This window comes from Microbacterium sp. 05T445 (assembly GCF_056395865.1).
The window spans coordinates 256,857-277,982 of sequence record NZ_JBFTKJ010000001.1 but is presented as its reverse complement, the minus strand read 5'-3'; the positions used below and the strand labels follow the sequence as shown (position 1 = coordinate 277,982).

Below are 21,126 nucleotides of genomic sequence, written 5' to 3'. Positions count from 1 at the left end.
CTGCGTCTAGCCATCAGGGGCTGCCGCACCTGGCGAAAGCAGTAGCGACGCCGTGGCCGTCAAACCCGTCTTAGTAGATCGAGATGCCCATTCAGTTGACTCACTCTCTTCGCACACGCAGCAAGCCCCGCGCGCAGGAGGGCTCAGCGGCGTTACGACTGGTTGACTTGTTCGCGGGCTGCGGCGGCCTCACACTCGGGGTCGAGCAGGCCGCGATCGCAGCGGGGCGACATATCGACGTCGCACTCGCCGTCGACTTCGAGCAGTTGGCAGTGGACGTTTACCGGCAGAACTTCCCGGACGCGAAGAGGGTTGAGGCCGCGCCCGTAGAGAGCCTCTTCGACGGAGAGCTGGGCTCGCCCGCCACCATGATCGAGCACCGAACCGCCCAGGCCGCCGGCGCTATCGACGTCGTGCTCGGCGGACCACCTTGTCAAGGGCACAGCAACCTCAACAACCACACCAGGCGAGTCGACGAGAAGAACGCGCTCTACTTGCGCATGGTGCGGGCGGCGGAGATCCTCAGGCCACGTGTCCTCCTGATCGAGAACGTCCCGGCAGTTCTCAACGACCGTCATGATGGCGAAGGTGTCGTCATACGTGCCGAGCGACATCTCGCTGGTCTCGGGTATCGCGTCACGACCTCCGTCGTAAATCTGGCGACTCTCGGAGTAGCGCAATCGCGCCGGAGGCATATCTTGCTTGCAGTGGAACGCTCCGAGGGCCTCGACCCGGCTGAGCTATTCGCCGTGCCGGCCACTTATCAGCGACGAGACCTGCGCTGGGCGATTGGCGACCTCGTCGACATCTCGAGCGATGATCCGATGGACCGCCCGCCTCAGGCGAAGGGCCCGAATCTCGAACGTATGCAGTACTTGCTCGATCGCGGCGAGTACGACCTTCCGAATGAACTGCGCCCCACGTGTCATCAGGGCGACCACTCGTACAAATCGATGTACGGGCGACTCAAGTGGGACGAGCCCGCGCAGACGATCACGAGCGGCTTCGGCAGTATCGGGCAGGGCCGCTATATGCACCCGGAGCGCGCCCGGGCACTGACCGCGCACGAGGCAGCCCGGATCCAAGGCTTCCCTGACTACTTCGACTTCTCGTCGTGCCCTACCCGGAGCGCGCTCGCGACGATGATCGGAAACGCGGTTCCGCCGGCTCTTGCGGCATCACTCATCGGCGCGTATCTGTCGCAAGCGAGCATGTCGGCCGAGGGCACCACCACACAGGTAGCCATGCCAGCTTGACGTGCAGAGGCAGCCGAGAAAATGGAAGGCTTTGCTCAGGAAATTTCGGATGGGGACTTGAGGATGCGCTCGAGCGTGGTTGGCGACACAGCAACCGGGATCGCAGAGGTGCCGGAGATCGGCAGCTTGGTGAACGTGCGCGGAGCGCGATGGTCGGTGACTGACGTGACCGCGCAGTCGCTACCCCGCAGTAGCGCAGACGACGGACGCGCGGAGCTTCAGCACGCGGTGACGATGCAGTCGATCGAAGAGGACCACTACGGCCGGGAGCTCACGGTCATTTGGGAGCTCGAACCCGGCCGGAGCGTCGTCCACGAGCAGGGTCTGCCCACCAAAATTCAGCCCGACCAGTTCGACGACCCTACGACGTTCGCCGCCTACGTCGACGCGCTCCGCTGGGGTGCGCTCACGAGTGCCGACCCGAGAACACTTCAGGCGCCGTTCCGCAGCAGCGCTTCCGTTGAGGCCTACCAGCTTGAGCCGCTCCGTCGCGCCATCGACTCCCCGCGTGCAAACATGCTTCTCGCGGACGACGTCGGACTGGGAAAGACGATCGAGGCGGGCCTCGTGATCCAGGAACTCCTCCTGCGGCACCGCGCACGCTCGGTCATCGTCGTCTGCCCTGCAGGCCTGGTGATCAAGTGGCAGGAGGAGCTGCGCGACAAGTTCGGCCTCCACTTCGAGATCGTCAACTCCGAGACGATGAAGACGTTCCGCCGCACCTTCGGCGTGCACGCCAATCCGTTTCGGGTCTACCCCCGCGTGATCGTCTCGATGTCGTGGCTGCCCTCGCCGCGCGCCGAGCGCATGCTCGAAGAGGTGTACGCGAGCGTGAAGGATGCTCGCACCGCCGAACGCCGAGCGTTCGACATCCTCGTCGTCGACGAGGCACACCACGTCGCCCCCTCGGCTCCGACCCGTTCCTCGTCGGACAGACCGCGGTACGCGATCGACAGTCAGCGGACGACGGCCGTGCGACGCCTCGCGGAGCTCTGCGAGCACCGGCTGTTCCTCAGCGCGACACCACACAACGGATACACCGAGTCGTTCACGGCGCTCCTCGAGATGGTCGACCCGCAGCGGTTCGCGCGCGGCGCCGACCTCGACGAGAAGGCACTGCAGCAGGTCGCGGTTCGTCGGCTGAAGCGCGACCTGCCCGACGAGGGCTTCCTTCCTAGATCCGTGAAGGCATTGTGGTTCGACCCGACGCCTGACGAATCGGAGGCGTACGACAAGCTCATCGCGTTCACCAGGCGGAGGAACACCGCCATCAAGCAGGAACGAGGCAAGCGTGCGTCGGACCTCGCGATGATCATCCTGAAGAAGCGCTTTTTCTCCTCGCCGGTGGCGTTCGCGTCCACTGCACAGGCGTATCTGGACGCGCGCGGCGACGAGGACGTGCAGCTGCCCGCGTACGAGGACATCCTCGGCGACGAGGCCACCGATGAAGAGGAGGGCCGCGCGGAGCAGCCCGAGCTCGAGGCGCTGCGCACGGCGAAGCGCGCACAGGTAGCCTTGACCGCCGATGACATCGCAGACCTCGAGGCCCTAGTCACCTGGGGCCAACGGTACGACGGTCGGCCCGACTCCAAGCTGGATGCTCTCATCCGGCTCATCGAGGGCGAGCTGCTGGTTCCTGGACACGGGTGGGGCGACGAACGCATCGTGGTGTTCACCGAGTACGTCAGCACCCTCGACTGGTTGCGCGATGTGCTCGAATCGCGCGGGCTCGGCGGAGAACGCCTCGCGACCATCGATGGGTCGACGGATGCCGAGACCCGGGAAGAGATTCGTGCGCGATTCACAGCGCCGCCGCGTGACGAACCGGTGCGGATCCTGCTGGCCACGGATGCCGCGGGCGAGGGCATCGACCTGCAGACGTACTGCCACCGTCTGGTGAGCTTCGATATCCCGTTCAACCCGAACCGGCTTGAGCAACGTATCGGCCGCATCGATCGCTATGGACAGAACGAGCCGCCTCTCGTCTGGCATCCGCGTGCCGCGAAGCAGAACACGACCGACTACGCGAAGGACAACGACCTGCTCGCCAGGCTGGCGAACAAGATCACGAACTCCGAGCACGACGGCATCTCCTCGAACGAGATCATCGCCCCCGACCTGCAGCGCGAGCTCGGTTTCGGTGAAGGCCCGGCGCGTAAGCCACAGAGGGATGCCGGTGAGCAGGTGATCAACCGCGTACTTCAGGCCGAGCACACCCTCGGTCAGAACCTCACCCGTCTCGCAGAGCGCCTCGGAGCCTCACGCGACCGGATGCATCTCCACGAGGGCAACCTGTTACGCGTCTTCGAACAAGGACTGCGCATCTCGGGGCAACCACAGCCCGTCGAGGTAGACGACCCGCGCGAGGAGGCACGCTTGTTCCAGGTGCCGCCTGGGCTCTCGCGCACATGGGTACCCGCACTCGCCGGGCTCGACACGCGCCTGGCACCCGGCGTGCTGCGACCGATCACATTCGACGAGGAACGTGCCAGACACCAGACCGACGTCGTCTACGCCCATCTCGGTCACCCGCTCATTCAGCGCGCTGCGCGCGAGCTGCGCGGCCAGGTCTGGACTCGCACGGATAAGGTCCGAGGCATCAGCGCCGTCATCGTCGACGGTCTCGATACCTCTTTCGCCGCCGGGGTCGCTCGGCTCGTGTTGGTCGGCGAAGGTGGCACGCGCCTGCACGAGGAGGTCTTCCTCGCCGGTACCCGCCTCTCGCGTCGCCAGGAGCTCGGGATCGAGAAGGCCGAAGATCTTCTCGCATCGGCACTCGATGGGACGCGGCTGCGGCGACCGAGCGAACCGGTTCTCGCCGCACTCGCTGCCGACTGGAACCGGGAGCACGAGGCCTTGGACGGGATGCGGAGCCGAGTGAGCACTGCCATCCAGAACCGCGCGGACCGGCTGAAGGGCGGCGTCGAGGCCGAGCTTGAGGAGCGCCGCGATGCTGACCTCAAGAGCGTCGAGGCGATCTTCGACAACTTCCGCTCGACGCTGCAGAGCACGCTCGCCGCAGCCGAGGAGGCCCGCCGCGCTGGCGAGGAGGCCCTCTTCCAGCTGCCCGAAGAGAAGAAGCAGCGCGACACAGACCTGGCCCGCGTTCGCACCCGTCTCTCGCGCCTCGACGATGAGCTCCACGCTGAGCGCGAAGCCGTGGAGCGCCGGTACCGCGATGTGCAGCCGCACACCTTCGTCGCGGCGCTCGTGTTCGCGCTAACCGCCGAAGACGCCGAGAAACTGGAGTCCGCTGGTGCCCGTTGATGTGTGGGAGTGGTTGTCGCTGATCGACCACGACGGCCCGTTCCTCTCGAAGGCGGCGCTCAAGTCGTTCTACCCGTCGGGGCTTCCCCGCCCGAACGCCGATGACACGAGCTCGGTGTTCGTGGACGAGTTCGTCCGCTGGTCAGCCGCTTGGTCCTCGTCCGCCGAGGTGTACGAAGCCGCGCGGGACCGGTGGGTGGAAGTCGTGCTGCGACGCCTGCTCGACTGGTCCGACGACCTGCAACTTTCCCCCAACGGCTTCACGGCAGCGTCAGCGAATGGCGCAGTGAATGTCACGGCGTGGGCTGCGCTCTCACGAGAGGGCAAGCCCGAGGCACTCGTGACCGTCGTGGATCGCACCGACGATCTACGCTCGACGGGTGCCGACGGCTGGTCGGCGAATGAGATCGATCGGATGGCGGTGCTCCTTCGGGAGACCGGAGTGTCGATCGGCATCGTCACCGACGGCCGATGGTGGGCGCTCGTATCGGCCGCGAAGGACGTCACGACGGCCAGTGGTGTGTGGGACGCCCTGCTCTGGCGGGAGGAACGCCCTAGCCGCGACGCGTTCCTCGCTCTCGCGAGCTTCACGTCGGTCGCGGGGGGCGCTCCGGAGAAACGTCTGCCGCTCGTATTCGCGAAGAGCGTCGCCAGCGCCGAGGAGATCACCGAGGCGCTCGGCGATCAGGTGCGCCGTGCCGTCGAGCTCGTGCTCCAGTCCATGTCGGACACGCACTTGCGTGCTCTCGCGCAGGGCGAGCCGTCTCCGCTGCCGGAGGACCCCAAAGCCGTCTACGAGGGCGCGGTCACCGTGCTCATGCGGATCGTGTTCCTCCTCTTCGCGGAGGAAAGAGGGCTGTTGCCGGAGCATGACCTGTACCGGTCGTCCTATGCGATCGCTCGGATCCGCGGGCAACTGCAGGGCGACGCGACCGCGACGTCAGTCGAGGCACTCGACCATTCGTGGGAGACCTGGCACCGGCTCCTCGCCGCGAGCAACGCCGTCTTCGGTGGGGCGTCGTTCCAAGACATGCGAATGCCGGCGTACGGCGGTTCACTGTTCGATCCGGCTCGCTTCCCGTGGCTGCAAACGACCGATCAGCAGGGTCGCCTGCGGGTACGGCTCACAGATCGGGCGATGCTCGCGGTTCTGCGTGCTGTGCAGACGATCGAAGACGGCGCCATGCAGCTGTCGTTCCGCGACCTCGACGTCGAGCAGATCGGTTACGTCTACGAGGGCCTGCTCGGCTACTCCGCCGCTTACGTTCCCGACGTGACCGTCGGCCTCCACGGCAAGGGCGGGTTCGAACCGGAGATCGCACTGACCGAGCTCGAGGAGATCGCGGATGACGCGGCATCGCCTGCCGACTTCGCGAAGCGTCTCATCGATCGCCTGAAGCAGACGCAAGAGCACGCCAAGCCTCGCACTGCGAACCAGATCGCCAAGGTGTACGGCGCGGACGATGCGGATGCCGCAGACGACGCCCGCACCCGCCTGCGCCACGCGCTGCTCGGTGACGACGAGCTCGCTGCTCGTCTGCAGCCGTTCCACGGACTGATCCGCGACGACCTGCGCGGGTTCCCCTACATCGTGCCCGCGGAGGGGCTGGTGATGACCGAGTCGCCGCAGCGCGCAAATACGGGCACCCACTACACCCCTCGCTCCCTCGCCGAAGAGGTCGTGCTGCACGCGCTCGAGCCGCTCGTGTATTCGCCCGGCCCCCTCGACACCGAGAACCGGAACGAGTGGAAGCTCAAGTCATCGGCGGAGATCCTCGACCTCAAGATCGCCGACATCGCCGCCGGCTCTGGCGCGTTCCTCGTCGCTGCGGCCCGCTACCTCGCCGACCGACTCATCGAAGCACGCGCGAACGAAGGTCTCGACGTGACTCGCGAGTCCGACCTCAAGCGCTGGGCGGTGCGCGAGATCGTCGCCCGCTGCCTCTACGGCGCCGACATCAACGGCATGGCCGTGGAGATGTGCAAGCTCTCGCTCTGGCTCATCTCGATGGACCCGGGCAAGCCGTTCTCGTTCGTGGACGACCGCGTCTTCCACGGCAACTCCCTCCTCGGCGTAATAACCGAAGAACAACTGAAGGCTCAGCACATCTACCCTGAGCGCCGCCACGGTCGGGAGCAACTGCTCTGGTTCGACGTCGATAAGGATCTCGAGGATGCCGCCCGCATCCGCCGCGAGCTCGCCTCCGGGCAGGTCGACGACGCCGACCGCATGCGATCTACGAAGGCCAAGCGGGCGCTGCTAACGCAGGCGGCACGCGTTACCGCGAAGCTCCGCGATGTGGCGGACGGCATCGTCGCAGCCGGACTCCTTGAGGGGGGAAAGCCCGGCAAGAAACTCGACGACCGGTACAACGACCTCGCCGACGCCCTCCGCGGTGCGTACCCCACCGACGGCACCGCGCCGGATCGCACCCAACTGAACACGCTTATCGACGCTGGTCTCACGCCCACAATCGGCACGGGCGAAGCGCGCTGGAAGCCCCTCCATTGGATCCTCGAAGCCCCCGACGTCCTGCACACCCACGGAGGATTCGACGCGATTGTCGGCAATCCCCCGTTCCTCGGCGGGAAGAAGATTTCGAATGCCATCGGCGGCAACGCTCGCGACCTGGTCATTAACGTTCTCGCAGAAGGCACTCGTGGAAATGCCGATCTCGTCGCGTACTTTGTACTACGCGCCGCGTCGCTCGTCGGTATTCTTGACAGCCAGCTTGGAATCATTGCGACTAATACAATCGCACAGGGAGATACCCGTGAAGTGGGAATCGCGCGTCTCGCGTCGATGTTCACAATTAGACGCGCAGTTCGCAGCGCGCCTTGGCCGGCACGGAGCGCTTCCCTCGAATACGCAGCAGTTTGGTTCAGTCGAAGAGCTCTCGCGGACGATGTCGAGGCGGTAGTTGACGGGGCGAGGACTCCTCAGGTGTCTGCTTTGCTTGAGCCAAGCGGCCGAGTATCTGGCCAACCAGTTCGCCTAAAGGAGAATCTCGGACTGGCATTCATCGGCTCGTACATAAATGGCAACGGATTCCTCGTACCCCCCGCTTCGGCAGCAGCGATGATCGAAGAGTCATCGGACGCCGCTGAGGTGGTGCGCCCACTATTATCCGGCGACGACCTCAACTCCGATGTTCGTTGCGAGGGTCGATCATTTGTAATTGATTTTGGTAACCGTTCGTATTCCGACGCTGCTACTTTCGCCCTGCCATTCGCCCACGCTGAAAGGGTTGTTCAGCCGTACCGCGCCACCCTCATAAAGAAGCCCAAGCTCGTTGACTACTGGTGGCAGTTTGAACGAAGGGCGGTCGGCCTGTACGAGGCAATCGCCGGCCACGAGCGAGTAATAGCTCTCACGCTTGTAAGCAAGCCAGTGGTACCAGTCCTCGTTTCGGCGAACCAGGTCTTCACACACGGGATTGCCGTGTTTGCAACTTCTGATCTCGCCGACCTAGCATTCCTTTCGTCGATGCCTCATCAGACTTGGGCGATCACCTACGGGTCGACGCTTGAAACGCGAGTACGGTATGCGCCGTCAGACGTTTTTGAAACGCTGCCTCGCCCAGACAACACCGAGGACATGCGTCAACTCGGGGAGCGGCTTGACTGCGAACGGCGCAAGATCATGTTGATGCGTGGGCTTGGGTTGACTGCGCTTTACAACCTGGTGAACTCGTCCGACGTGCAAGGCGATGCAGATGTGGATACTCTCCGGTCGATCCACGTGCTCATTGACGAAGCCGTGATGAAAGCGTATGGCTGGGCCGATATCGCTCTCCAGCACGGTTTTTACACCTATCGACAGATGGAGCGTTGGACGGTATCCCCGGGTGCGCGCGTCGAGATCCTCGACCGGCTGCTCGAAGAGAATCATCGACGCGCGAAGCTCGAAGCGAAAGCCACGCCGACGAAGAAGTCGACGCGTGGTCGCAGCTTCGACGAATCCGAGGCGCCCGAAGGAGCGATGTTCTAATGACCGGTGGATCCACGACCACTTCGGCGCAAGTCCGTGAAGAGCTCGTCGACCTGATCGCCCGCGACCTCGTCGGCCCGTGGGATGGGCCTGACGAGACGATCGCAGGCACCCCCCGCGCTCGCTACCTCGCTGGCGCGCTCGCCCCGATCTCGCTTCTGGACGGCGAAGGGCCTGCGCCGGCTCCCTCATACGTCCCGAATGACGAATCACTTGCCGACGTTCGCGCGGACGAATCGCTCGCCGTAGCGGATCTCAGCGACTCGCGCGAAGTGCAGGGCGTGCCCGCCGACGAAGAGGAATCGATCACCGAAGCTTCCCCGAGCGAGCCGGATGATGACCGCGGTCCTGAGTCGAAGATCATCGCCCCCTCTTCGATGGGACTTCGGTTCCAGGTGCCGGCAGACACCGGTGTGCTTCGTTTCACCGCGCGATGGGGCAAGTACGAATCGCGCCGCCAGGCCGACGACCAGGGCAAGACACAGACCTACTACGATCGGACTCCGTTCGCGGAGTCAGCTGATATCGACATCTCCGTGATCAAGACTGGCGAGTCGCGACGCACGCCGCTAGCGAGCGACGCCGAGATAGCCGTAGAGGTGTTCGACTTCGACGGACGCCGCGTCGTGGAAGCGGCGCTGCTCAACACGGCCGTCACTGGGCGGGAACTCCCACCAAGGCTCTGGATGTTCCAGGCGGGACTCGAGGTCACGGCACCGGACGGCGAAGCCGTCTTCCTCCCCGCCCGCGATGCGATGATCACCGACCGCGAATCCCGCGACCCGGAGGTACGGCGCCTCGACCTGCTCTACCGCGACCGCCTCGAGTTCGCCGTCGGGCGCACCGCCTCGGTGGAGTGGGACCTCTCCGAGTCCGATAAGCGTCGTGCGACGGCAGTCAGAACGACCTGGCTGCCGACAGCCGAAGTTCCGCAAACCCAAGCACCCACCGTCGACGGTGCGGTACTCAGCATGCGGGCGCTCATGGAGGCGACCTCCGAAGAGCTCGAGGCGGGTCTGAAGCCGCTTATCGACGGGTATTTGGCCTGGCTCGACGAGCGCAAGGCTGAGAACGAAGCACTCCCGGAATGGCTGCAGGAGCAGGGGCGCATCGGGCTCGGTGACGGTGCAGCCGCACTGTCTCGCCTCCGCGCCGGGCTGGACCTCCTCATGTCGAACGAGCAGGCGCAGCGGGCGTTCTGGTTCATGAACCGCACGATGCGCGACCAGCGTCTCCGCTCGCAGGTCGCGGCCCTACGCATCGAACAGAAGGATCTATCGATCGCCGACGCCGCCGCGGCGGTCGACGCGCGGGGCGAGAAGGCAGCATCCTGGCGTGCGTTCCAGCTCGCATTCATTCTCATGCAGCTCCCCGCGGTCGTCGATCCGACACATGTCCGACGGTCGACGGACTTCGCCCGAGCCGAGCTCCTCTTCTTTCCCACCGGTGGTGGAAAGACGGAGGCTTACCTGGGCCTGGCCGCCTTCACCTTCGGCATCCGGAGACTGCAGGGGAAGGTCGAGACCCCCGAAGGACTCCTCGACGGCGGCGATGGTGTCGCCGTGCTCATGCGATACACGCTGAGACTCCTCACGTCCCAGCAATTCCTGCGCGCAACGACCCTGATGTGCGCGGCGGAGGTGGTCCGCCGCGAGGACCCCGCCACGTGGGGCTCGGCGCCTTTCACGATCGGCCTCTGGGTCGGGTCGAGCGTCAGCCCGAAACGATATTCGGAGGCGGCCGAGCAAGTGAAGGATGTACGGGAGCGCGACGGCAATTCCGCGTACGGACTTACCGTGCTCCAATTCGATCACTGCCCGTGGTGCGGAACGGCGATCAATCCGAAGGCGAACGTCGAGGCCGATGACGTCGCGAAGCGCATCCGCGTCTTTTGCGGGGACCGTCGTTCACGGTGCCCTTTCGCCGCCGGCGGATCTGCCGAGGTCGGTCTGCCGGTTCTCACCGTCGACGACGAGATCTACCGGCATCCGCCGACGTTCCTCCTCGCCACCGTCGACAAGTTCGCCCGGCTGGCGCGCGAGGGCGAGGCGGCGAGTTTGTTCGGGTACGTCGCGAAGAAGTGTCCGCGTCATGGATACAAGCACCTCGACACCGACGGGAGCGTGTGCGGGGCCGACGCGCACAACGCGAAGACCGCGAACGGACGGACCTACCCCGCCACGCAGGTCGCCACGGTCGGCCGGCTGCGCCCGCCGGACCTCATCATCCAGGACGAGCTGCACCTCATCACCGGAGCGCTCGGCACCGCCGTCGGCCTGTTCGAAGGGGCTATCGACGTGCTGTCGAGCTGGGACCTCGGCTCCGCCGGCGGCGCGAAACCGGTGAAGCCGCTCGTCATCGCCTCTACGGCGACAGTGCGGAAGGCAGCCGAACAAGTGCAGCGGTTGTATGCTCGCGATGTCGAGGTGTTCCCCCCGCAGGTACTGAGCGTGAGCGACACTTTCTTCTCCGAGGAAGTGAAGCTCAGCAAGGCACCTGGTCGCAAGTATCTCGGCGTGTGCCTCCATGGCGCTCGACTCACACTCGCCGAGATCCGGCTCAGCGAGATCCTCCTCCTCGCCGGCCAGAAGCTTTTCGACGAGCATGGCGCCGCAGCGGAGCCGTACCTGACCCTTGTCGACTACTTCTCCGCGACCCGCGAGCTCGCCGGAATGCGCCGGTATCTCGAAGACGACGTGACGACCCGCGTCAGCAACCCGGACAAGGAATCCGGATACCCGCGACGGCGGACTCCGCTGAAGCTCGGCGAGCTGACATCCCGTATTTCGTCGTCGGAGATCGGCAAGACGCTGACCCATCTGGCTTCGCCGTTTGATGCCGAGACCGACACCACCGTCGGGCGTGCCGTGATCGCGGCGAAGTTGAAGGCGGGTGAAGAGCTCGCCCCGCGGGAGCTGCCGTACGATGTCGTGCTCGCGACATCCATGCTCCAAGTGGGCGTCGACGTGCCCCGCCTCGGGCTCATGATGATCGTGGGTCAGCCGAAGAACACGGCGGAGTACATCCAGGCGTCTTCGCGCGTCGGTCGTGACGGCGCGAAGCCCGGCCTGGTCGTCACGCTTGCGAACCGTGCGCGGCCGCGCGACATGGCCCACTACGAGCAGTTCGAGCACTACCACGACACGTTCTACGCGAACGTCGAAGCCCTGTCAGTTACGCCGTTCTCCGAAGCGGCACTCGAACGCGGGCTGACGGGCCTTATCGTCTCGGCGGCTCGTGTCATCGACGCCATGGCCCCCCGCGATACCTCACTATCGGCGGAGGCGAACGCCGGCGCTGGGCGGATCGTCGCGCGCCGAGAATCAATCGACGTCCTCGTCGACAAGCTCGTCGCGCGGGTTGCGCAGGCGGCCGATCCGCAGGCCGCATCGAGCATGAAGAGCAAACTCGTCTTGCGCCTCGACAAGTGGACCGAACATGCGACCCTGACGTCGGGGGCTCTGACCTACGCGAAGAAAAGCCTTCCACAGCAGATCGTCGAGACCTTGCTGATCAGCCCGGAAGACTCCATAGGCGAGGAAGGCGATCGCCTGTTCCAGGTCGCGAACTCGATGCGAGAAGTGCAGCCTGAGATCGACCTGCTCGTCTCCCCCTACCCGGGCAAGCTCGCCGAACCGGCCAGTGCCACGACGCCGAGGTGGACGTTCACCGCGAAGACGAAGAAGGACGCGAAGTGACCGATAGCGCGAGTGCTGCCTCGCCGGAGTCGGTGGACGAGCCGACGGTCGGCGTCGCCGGCGACGTCGCTGACCCGTACTCAGGTGCCGGTCAACCGAAGAACCGAGCACGTGTGGGCTCCATCCGCCCGAGCGCGATGCTCTATACGTCGGGCATCGGTGCGACGGTCGATCTTCCGCAGATCGCGGTGATGCCGCAGGGCATCGATGCGTGGGAGAAGGCCTATGCGAGGATGGGCGGTGAACCGACGCTCGTTCTCGTCCCACGTCTCATCGAGGCGGTGCGCCGTCAGCTCGGTCAGCAGGTCGGCGAGCTCCGCCAGCCGCCGTGGCTACCTGACGAGCTCGGGGGAGACTCCACTCCCATCGGCATCCCGACCCGGATCTTCCCGCAGTGGCTGCGCTGCACAGGATGCGACCTGCTCGCGGCCGTGTCGATGGGCAACACGTTCGAGTTCGAGAACACCCGCAAGCACCGGCCCGACATGGCGCGGTTCGTGCACAAGGGGTGCAAGGGGCGTTACGTGGGCGGCAAGGCACGTGACCGGGTCGCCGTGCCGGCGCGGTATCTCATCGCGTGTACTAACGGTCACCTCGACGAGTTCCCTTACATCGATTGGGTGCACGGAGCCGACGGGCACCGCGTCGAATGCGTCGCGCAGCCGAAGATGCGGATGCTGGAGTGGCGCTCCAACCTCGGACCGCAGGTGTCGATCAAGTGCGTCGTATGCAACACCTCGCGGAACATCGTGGAGCTGACGCGCGCGGGCGGAGAGGACTCGCTGCCGAATTGTCGCGGGCGCCACCCTCACCTGCCTTCGTATGCACCCGCGGACGAGCCATGCCAGGGAGAAGTGCGGCTGATGCTTCTCGGAGCCGCGAATCAGTGGTTCCCCGCCACGATCAGCGTGCTCGTACTGCCGTCGCGCAAAGTGCCGCAGCCGGCGGACACGGTCACGGAGGTTCTGGGGCTGCCGCCCGCGCAGGTGGCGAAGCTGACGTCCCTCGCAGCGGTGAACATGTGGAGACAATTCGCGCCCGAGAGCATCACCGAGCGGTTCCAGGGAATCTCGGACGAGGATCTCTGGCATGCAGTACAGATCGCACGGGGCGACCTCCCGCCGCTGACGCCCCACGCCGCCGGGCCGGTGGGATACGACCCGAACTACCTGCTCGCGCCCGAGTGGGAGACGCTGACGCATCCGAAGGAGTTTCTCGCTGAGGACCGACGCAACGGGTTCAAGGTGCACCCTGTTCCGGTCGCCACGACGCTGGGTTCCACAGTCAGCGAGGTGGTGGCGGTCGACCGAATCCGCAAGGCGAATGCGTTCATCGGTTTCACCCGCATCGACGCGCTCGATCGAGTCGGCGACGACGCTACGCGCATCGCGCCGATCGCGCTGTCGGGTAAGCCGAAGTGGGTTCCCGCGACCGAAGATCGCGGTGAGGGTGTATTCATCCGCTTCGACGAGGCGGTCGTCGATTCCTGGGAGGCCGGTGTTCTCGCGAGCGATGTGTGGGCAGCTCACTGCGCCGCGCACGAACGCAACCTTGAGCGCCGACAGAGCAGCACAGCCGTTGCCGTGAGCGCGGATGACCGCATGCCTCCTCCGCGGTACTGGGCCCTCCATACGCTGTCGCACCTGCTCATTCGCGAGATGGCGATGTCGAGCGGGTACGGCTCGGCTTCGCTGTCGGAGCGCATCTACGCGTGGCGGGCGTCGGAGGGACGAGATCCTTCCGCTGGCATCCTCATTACGACGACCTCGCCCGACAGCGAGGGAACACTAGGCGGGCTCGTCGATCTTGCTCGGACCGAACGACTCGAATCGGTTACGCATGAGGCCCTGCACCGCGCAGCGCGCTGTTCGTCCGATCCGATCTGCGCGCATCGCGTACCGAGGAATCAGGAGGATTTCCTGCACGGAGCGGCCTGCCACTTCTGCATCTTCCTGTCCGAGACGTCATGCGAGCGCGCGAACCGCTTCCTCGACCGGCGCTTCGTCCTCGACCTCCACGCAGGATCATGGGATGTGAAGCCGCTGCTAGCTGGCATAGCTGTGAGCGCGGCCTGATGGCCGATCCGTTCATCGAGCTCGGACGGCTGCTGCCTGCCGCAGCTGCGCTGAAGGTGGCATCCAGTCTCGAGATCGACGGGCGGTTGACGAAGGCCCTCGACAAGCTGCCCCCCGGCTCACCGGCAGCGGATCACCTCAAAGGCGGCTTCGATATGGTCGGCGGCGCTATGCTCGCCGCGGTGCTCCGTGGGTTCGCGGCGGCCGCGCAGGCGAATGCGACCGGCCTCCGCCCGGTGTGGAGTGGCCCGACGTTCGATGGGGACGGCGACCACACGACATCCGCGATCGCGCACCTCATCGACGATGCCAAGGAAGATGTCTTCGCCTCGACGTTCTCGGCAACGCCGGACTCCGAGTTCGTGAAGGCCTTGTGGCGCGCGATCGCTCGCGGAGTTCGCACAACGTTGCTCGTCGACTCCAAGATCAAGCAAGGGCAGACAGCCGAGATGCTGCGGCAAGAGCTGACCGGAGCACGGTTCTGGACCTATGTGCACCCCGACGGCGGGTACTCAGCTCAGCATTCGAAGGTCGTGATCGTTGATTCGGCGAGCGCATTCGTCACCAGCGCGAACTTGTCGACCGCCGGAGCGGAGCGCAATCTGGAGGCCGGCGTGATCATCCGCGACGCCGAGTTCGCTTCGCGCATGCGGCAGCGCTTCACAAAGCTCTGGGAGCACGGGGCGATCATCGACCTGGGCTGAGAATGGCTGAGACCGGATCCTGGGCGACGTCCGACGGGACGAGGAAGTCGATGCGCGCGAACAAGCGGCGCGACACCTCGACAGAACTCGCCGTGCGGCACGAGTTGCACGCCCGAGGCTTGCGATACCGGGTCGACTTCGCACCGGTCCCGGAACTGAGGCGGCGGGCAGACATCGTCTTCACGCGGGCGCGGATCGCTGTCTTCATCGACGGATGCTTCTGGCACGGATGCCCGATCCACGGCACCGCGCCGAAGCGGAATGCGGACTACTGGGGGCCGAAGCTCGCAGCGAACGTCGCCCGCGACCGTGATACAGACCGGCGGCTGACCGATGCTGATTGGCTCGTGATACGTGTGTGGGAACACGAAGCAGCCGGCGACGCTTCCGACCGCATCGAGGTGGCTGTGCGAAGGGCTATCGATTCGCGAGATCAGCCGCGGACGACCGGCGGGGTCGCATCATCGAATTGACATGCTTGAAGTCGAGCTTCCAGAGCCACTCGAGCGACTCGGGACTCGGCTGCGCGCGAAGAATCGATAGGTCGGACCGTGTGACGCCGATCCGGCGCAAGTCGATTCCGGAGCGCGCGACGACGTGGGCGTCGTCAGGGTTCACGCGCCACAGCCCGGCGTCCATCGCGAGGTGATGATTCGCGCAGAGGACGAGGCCGTTCTGCGGATCGTCGGTGCCCTTCGCAAACCGTGGGCGCAGGTGAGCGGACGCCAGAAGGGTGCGCTCGTTGATCTCGCACACCGCGCAACCGGGCCCGTACCGCTCCATTACCTCGAACGCGAATCGGCGTTCGTTCGCGCGGGCCGCGATGCGCGTCGCCAGCCACTCCGGGGCCGAGTCTTGGGACGCGAGGACGGGGTGGCGCGGTCCAACGATCGGCTCCGACACGAACGCGAGAAGGAACTCGTGGGCCTCCTCGTTACAAGCCTCGACGTACGCAAGGCGGACCTCCCGCGTCGGCGCATCCTTGTGTCCGCTGACCACGAAGATAGGAAGCCCGAGGCGCATCGCCGTGCGGGTCGCCTCCACCTCCATTTCGTCGTAGCCGGGTAGCTCGGTCTCGGGGAACTTGTAGATCAGCCCTGTGGAAGAGAGTACGTCCGCGTAGCTCGACCCGTCGTGCCGCACGCCAATGGCGATTCCAGACGGCGTTGATGGGGATGCGGTGTTCGCCTTGTCCACCCACACTCCGCGAAATCCGTTGTACAGACCGAGCGAGCGGACCCTGGACGCGGGCGCGACCGCGGTGGGATGCGACGCCAGAAGGGAGCTCCATGCGGCTTCACGCCACGCAAGCTGCTGCTCGACTGTGGTTGTCGTCACTGAATACCCTCCGTTGGCTGGGCGCATGGCTGATCTTATGGCTGAGACCGGTCCGACGAGCGCTAACACGACTCCTATCGACGGACCTGGGTGCGCAAGCAACTCAGGTGGAAACTCATCGCTAGGCTGACTCAGCGGAGGCAATCGAGCGCGAGGAAGCATGCACGTACAAGAGATCCGACTTCAGCAAGTCCTCGAAGGCGCGAAGCAATACCGCGTGCCGTTGTACCAGCGGACGTACTCCTGGAGCCCGAAGCAGCTCGGCCGATTGTGGAGTGACGTCGTGGATCTGTCTGATGCGCGCGTCGATGATCGGCGCGCCACCCACTTCACCGGCTCTCTTGTTCTTTCCACGGGCGGCGTGGGCCCGGGCGGCTCGGAGTTCCTGGTCGTCGACGGTCAGCAGCGTCTCACGACGCTCTCGGTTCTGATCGCCGCGATCCGTGACCACATCGCGAAGACCGAGCCGGATGCTCCTCAAAAGGTCGCTCGCCTCCACGAGACGTATCTCACCGACCGCTTCAAGCAAGGTGACGATCGCTTGAAGCTGCTCCCCACGCAGGCGGACAGAACGGCGTTCAGAGCAATCGTTGACAACGCGGTTCTCGATGGAATGCACTCCGGCGTCATCGACGCCTATCGCTTCTTCCGCACGCGCCTCGTTGAGGCGGATGACCCCGACGACCCCCACGACATCGACCGCATCGCATCAGCTGTGCTTGACGGCCTTGTCTTCGTGGCAATCACCGCCGGACACGACGACAACGTGTACCGAATCTTCGAGTCACTCAACAACACGGGGATGAAGCTCACCCAGGGTGACTTGCTGCGCAACTACATCTTCATGCGACTCGGTTCTCGTGGTGAGGAGGTGTACACCGCGGTGTGGCTTCCGATGCAAACAATGCTGACCTCCGCCGACCTCGAGGCACTCTTCTGGATGGACATCACGTGGTCTATGCCGGAAGCCAAGCAGGGTGACATTTATGCGCTGCAAGAGGCGCGCCTCTCCCGACTGACCGATGAACAGGTCGAAGCAGAGGTTCGGCGCTACGCCCGGCTCGCCGGACTCGTAGCACAGATCCGCGATCCCGAGCGCTGCCATGACCCAGAGCTCCGCGAGCGTCTTGCCCGCCTGAACGAGTGGGGATCCACGGCGGCCGACCCGCTGTTGCTTCAGATTTTGAGTCTTCAGGAGTCGGGTCTGCCCGCTGAAGGTGAAGCGGCCAGGGCACTCGCCGTACTTGAGTCGTACTTCGTCCGGCGCTTGCTCATCAATGCTCCAAGCGGGGCGCTCTCCCGAATCCTCCTCCGCGCGGCCGGCGAGTTGGATGCCACCGACCTCTCGGCGTCGCTACACCGGTACCTGTCCACTGGTCGGAAGTTTTATGCGACTGATCGCCAAGTCGCGGATGCCGTCATCACGAAGCCGTTCTACTACTCGGGACGCCCCACTCAACGGAAAACTCTTCTGGCTTGGCTTGAGCGGGTCGAGGCGGGCAAGGAACCTGCATCGCTTGATGCAGCCACAATCGAGCACGTCATGCCGCAGACGCTGACCAACGAGTGGCGCGACAGTCTGTCGCTCGACCTCGGCGAGTTCGCGACTGTCGACGACCTGCACGAGGCTTACCTCCACACCCTCGCCAACCTGACGCTGACTGGGTACAACTCCGAGCTGAGCAACGCACCGTTCAGCGCCAAACGAGCGCTTCTCGCCGAGAGCAATATCGCGCTGAACAAGCCGATTGCGGCGGAGGCGACGTGGGGTCGGCAGCAGATCCTCGGCCGTGGGGCTGCACTGGCCGAGAGCGTGCGCACCACATGGGTCGCACCGCTTGCCGAGACCGATGTCGTGGAGTCCGGTGTGGCTTGGAAGCTAGCAACCGAGGTGATCGAGTCCATCCCCGAAGGACGCTGGACGACATACGGCAACGTCGCAACCATCGCGGGCACGCATCCGGTTCCCCTCGGAGTGTTTCTCGGAAAGAACTTCGTCTCCAACGCGTGGCGTGTTCTGCAGGCGGCAGGAACTATCTCGCCCGGCTTTCGATGGACGCCGGGCAGCCCGAACGAGGGTCGCGACCCGAAGGACGTCTTGATTGAGGAAGGGATCGAGTTCGGCGCCGACGGACGAGCTGACGCCGAGAGCAAGCTCGAAGTCGCCGACCTCGCCGGTCTCCTCGGCGTTGAGATCGACGCGAATTCCGCGGGCGGTGAAGTCGATGATTCTGACGAGCGAGAGAGCGCGTATCTGGCACAGATGGCAGGAAGGTTCACCCCGGCCACCATCCACGGAGTGATCGAAGTGCTGCGAGCCTGGCGGGCCCTCGGCGGGTACGTCACCTTCGGCACCTCGACCGACATCGGCGCATTCCTCCATGTGCGAGAACCTGGTTCGGCATCACACGTTTGGCCGATGGTCATCTATAGCTACGGAAGCATCGAGGTGGTCTTCCAATGGCTCGCAAGTCGCCCACCCTTCGACGATGTGCGCATGCGCGACGAGCTCCGGAATCGCCTGAATCGAGCGCGGGGCGTCGCGATCGAGGATTCGAAGTTGAAAGTGCGGCCGACCTTCTCGGTGGACGTCCTCGCCGATGTCAGCGATCGACAAAGTGTCATCGACGCCCTCGAGTGGTTCATGGAGGTCATGGGTGAGCACGATCGTCTCGTGCAGTCAGACGCACCCGGCGAGCACGGGACGATCACCTTCACCCTTGACGGCGAACGTCGCGAGCTCTCCCGTCAGACGGTGATCGGAAGCCTCGAGGGCCGCGTTCCCGGAAACGTGCTCACATACTGGGTGGACATCGAGGGCGTGCACTGGCCCGTGAAACAAGTGTTGTCGATCGCGCTCGGTCTCGATACGAAGCAGTTCCAATCGTGGGACGCACGTCGACGACTGGAGGCTCTGGGATTCGAGATCGGCCGCGTCTGAGAGATTTCGTACTGCGTTCATCGGTGCCATCGTCGACCGCTTCTCGCCTTCGCTCCGACATCCAGCCTCTCAGCGATCGGGCGCGACGCAGTTCTCGTCGCCGAATGGTTGCTAAGCGACGCGCGCCAGCGCGGAGTCTGCAAGGAGTGAGCGGCGAGAACGGAGGCGCGACCGAGCGCTACACTCTGGGCGTCGGAGGGAGGCGTCCGCTCCAACCTGACGCCAGTTGACGACGGCTTCCCTCATCTATCCACATCTGTCGTCTGCCGCGTTGACGGCATCCGATCCGTGTCCGACACTGGCCCGATACTGACCATCAACCCGGCGAAGATCGGAAGTCGAGATGGGCACCATCACCCCATACGAAACGGCGAACGGCCGCCGGTACCGCGTGCGCTACCGCAAGCCTGATCGCACCGAGGCGCAGAAGCGCGGCTTCACGACAATGCGCGAGGCGAAGCTCTACCTGTCCATGGTCACCGTGTCCAAGTCGAAGGGCGAGTACATCGATCCCGTGGCGTCGCGGGTGCCGGTCCAGATGTTCGCCGACAGCTGGCTGCGGTCGAAGCAGCCGCCGATGTCGAAGCCTTCGTACTACATGACGCTCGAGCGGGCGTGGAAGAACCACGTCGCTCCCGTCTGGGCAGACAGGGAGATCTGGTCGATCCGACGGTCTGAAGTTCAGGACTGGGTGTCAGAGCTCGCGATGCAGAAGTCGCGCACGGTCGTTCTTCGCGCGCTGGGAGTCCTCGCCGGCATCCTCGATGTCGCCATCGATGATCGTCGCCTTGCGAACAATCCGGCGCGACACATCCGCAATCTCCCTCGGAGCGGACCAGGCAAGCGCCGCGTCTATCTCTCGCACGACCAGGTGGCGACGTTGGCGGCATGCTCGGCGCATCCGACCATGGTCCTGACCTTGGCCTACACCGGACTGCGCTGGGGCGAGGCGACGGGGCTGCGGGTGCGTAGCGTGAACCGGCTGCGTCGGCGCTTCGTCATCGAGGAGAACGCGGTGATGATCGCGTACGAGATCCACGTCGGCACGCCCAAGACGCACGAGAAGCGCTCGGTGCCCTACCCCGAGCGGCTCGCTCCGATGATCGAGCAGGCCTGCGCCGGCAAGGGGCCGGAAGGACTGCTCTTCGGCGACGGCGTCAACCACATGCGCAACTCAGGCGCACAGGGGTGGTTCGCGAACGCGGTCCGCCGCGCGCAGGCTGTGGACCCATCGATCCCGCGGCTGACGCCTCACGACCTCCGCCACACCGCCGCGTCGCTCGCGATCAGCTCCGGCGCCAACGTCAAGGCCGTGCAGCGGATGCTCGGGCACGCGTCGGCGGCCATGACGCTCGACACCTACGCCGACCTCTTCGACGACGATCTGGATGCCGTCGCATCGCGCCTCAACGCGGCCATGCCGCTCGTGGCGCTGCCGGCGGGTCCGCAGACGCGCTACGCCCGACCGACGTAACGCCGGAGAGCAGACTGCTCAACTTTTCGACGAGGCTCAGGACGCCAGAAATGCTCGATTTCGTTGTTCAGAGGCATCGAACGACGCTCCGTGAAGGGCGTCGAATCTGCGTCGGTTTCGGCTCATAGCATTCTCAAATGCGGCCAAAAAGCGGCCAAAAACACGTTCTGAGTGGTCTGACCTCAGAAGAAAAACCTGGTCAGAGGCAAAAAGAAGCTGTGCCCCTGGAGGGACTCGAACCCCCAACCGTTTCCTTAGGACGGAACTGCTCTTCCATTGAGCTACAGAGGCTGGCTCCCACAGTCTATGGGAGGAAGGCCGACGGCTTCTTCAGCGGAACGGTCTCGGCATCCGGCATCCTGGCACCGAGCGGGCGCGGTGC

The 21,126-nt window shown here is 64.9% G+C and carries 10 protein-coding genes and 1 tRNA gene; 9 read left to right on the top strand and 2 right to left on the bottom strand.

Annotation, left to right across the window (positions count from 1 at the left end; all coding sequences use genetic code 11):
• The first annotated feature begins 83 nt into the window (after positions 1 to 83).
• The 7 genes from AC1DDU_RS01270 to AC1DDU_RS01240 are packed head-to-tail and all read left to right on the top strand — an operon-like array spanning position 84 to position 15,464.
• Positions 84 to 1,256, top strand: coding sequence for a DNA cytosine methyltransferase (locus AC1DDU_RS01270; RefSeq protein ID WP_477430816.1), 1,173 nt, complete (start codon positions 84 to 86; stop codon positions 1,254 to 1,256).
• Positions 1,257 to 1,277: 21 nt separating this feature from the next.
• Positions 1,278 to 4,523 (top strand): DISARM system SNF2-like helicase DrmD, encoded by a 3,246-nt coding sequence (gene drmD, locus AC1DDU_RS01265; protein ID WP_477430815.1) that lies wholly within the window; start codon positions 1,278 to 1,280, stop codon positions 4,521 to 4,523.
• The gene (locus AC1DDU_RS01260; protein ID WP_477430814.1) at positions 4,513 to 8,514 is read left to right on the top strand and encodes a DNA methyltransferase; all 4,002 of its coding nucleotides are present in this window, start codon (positions 4,513 to 4,515) and stop codon (positions 8,512 to 8,514) included. Before drmD ends, AC1DDU_RS01260 begins: the two co-directional genes overlap by 11 nt.
• Positions 8,514 to 12,212 carry a DISARM system helicase DrmA gene (gene drmA, locus AC1DDU_RS01255; RefSeq protein ID WP_477430813.1) on the top strand — a complete coding sequence of 1,233 codons (3,699 nt, stop codon included), beginning with the start codon at positions 8,514 to 8,516 and terminating at the stop codon, positions 12,210 to 12,212. Before AC1DDU_RS01260 ends, drmA begins: the two co-directional genes overlap by 1 nt.
• Entirely contained in the window at positions 12,209 to 14,287 is a 2,079-nt protein-coding gene (gene drmB / locus AC1DDU_RS01250) for a DrmB family protein (protein WP_477430812.1), read from the top strand. The genes drmA and drmB overlap by 4 nt, the downstream gene beginning before the upstream one ends.
• Positions 14,287 to 14,991 carry a DISARM system phospholipase D-like protein DrmC gene (drmC, locus tag AC1DDU_RS01245; protein WP_477430811.1) on the top strand — a complete coding sequence of 235 codons (705 nt, stop codon included), beginning with the start codon at positions 14,287 to 14,289 and terminating at the stop codon, positions 14,989 to 14,991. Before drmB ends, drmC begins: the two co-directional genes overlap by 1 nt.
• A 2-nt stretch (positions 14,992 to 14,993) precedes the next feature.
• The gene (locus AC1DDU_RS01240) at positions 14,994 to 15,464 is read left to right on the top strand and encodes a very short patch repair endonuclease (protein ID WP_477430810.1); all 471 of its coding nucleotides are present in this window, start codon (positions 14,994 to 14,996) and stop codon (positions 15,462 to 15,464) included.
• Here the strand turns inward: AC1DDU_RS01240 and AC1DDU_RS01235 are convergent.
• On the bottom strand, positions 15,409 to 16,329 hold the full coding sequence (locus tag AC1DDU_RS01235; protein WP_477430809.1) for an HNH endonuclease: 921 nt from the start codon (positions 16,327 to 16,329) through the stop codon (positions 15,409 to 15,411). The genes AC1DDU_RS01240 and AC1DDU_RS01235 overlap by 56 nt on opposite strands.
• Positions 16,330 to 16,489: 160 nt before the next feature.
• Here AC1DDU_RS01235 and AC1DDU_RS01230 point away from each other — a divergent pair, with 160 nt between their 5' ends.
• On the top strand, positions 16,490 to 19,270 hold the full coding sequence (locus tag AC1DDU_RS01230; RefSeq protein ID WP_477430808.1) for a GmrSD restriction endonuclease domain-containing protein: 2,781 nt from the start codon (positions 16,490 to 16,492) through the stop codon (positions 19,268 to 19,270).
• Between the two features lie 343 nt (positions 19,271 to 19,613).
• Positions 19,614 to 20,744, top strand: a complete 1,131-nt coding sequence (locus AC1DDU_RS01225) for a tyrosine-type recombinase/integrase (protein WP_477430807.1) — start codon at positions 19,614 to 19,616, stop codon at positions 20,742 to 20,744.
• A 219-nt stretch (positions 20,745 to 20,963) separates the two neighbouring features.
• On the opposite strand, the gene AC1DDU_RS01220 is transcribed toward AC1DDU_RS01225, so the two are convergent.
• Positions 20,964 to 21,035: transfer RNA gene (locus tag AC1DDU_RS01220), tRNA-Arg, on the bottom strand.
• Positions 21,036 to 21,126 lie beyond the last annotated feature (91 nt).

Coding starts and splice junctions, on each gene's coding strand:
- drmD (WP_477430815.1), top strand. CDS start 1,278: ATGGAAGGCTTTGCTCAGGAAATTTCGGATGGGGACTTGAGGATGCGC.
- AC1DDU_RS01270 (WP_477430816.1), top strand. CDS start 84: ATGCCCATTCAGTTGACTCACTCTCTTCGCACACGCAGCAAGCCCCGC.
- drmC (WP_477430811.1), top strand. CDS start 14,287: ATGGCCGATCCGTTCATCGAGCTCGGACGGCTGCTGCCTGCCGCAGCT.
- AC1DDU_RS01225 (WP_477430807.1), top strand. CDS start 19,614: ATGGGCACCATCACCCCATACGAAACGGCGAACGGCCGCCGGTACCGC.
- AC1DDU_RS01230 (WP_477430808.1), top strand. CDS start 16,490: ATGCACGTACAAGAGATCCGACTTCAGCAAGTCCTCGAAGGCGCGAAG.
- AC1DDU_RS01240 (WP_477430810.1), top strand. CDS start 14,994: ATGGCTGAGACCGGATCCTGGGCGACGTCCGACGGGACGAGGAAGTCG.
- drmA (WP_477430813.1), top strand. CDS start 8,514: ATGACCGGTGGATCCACGACCACTTCGGCGCAAGTCCGTGAAGAGCTC.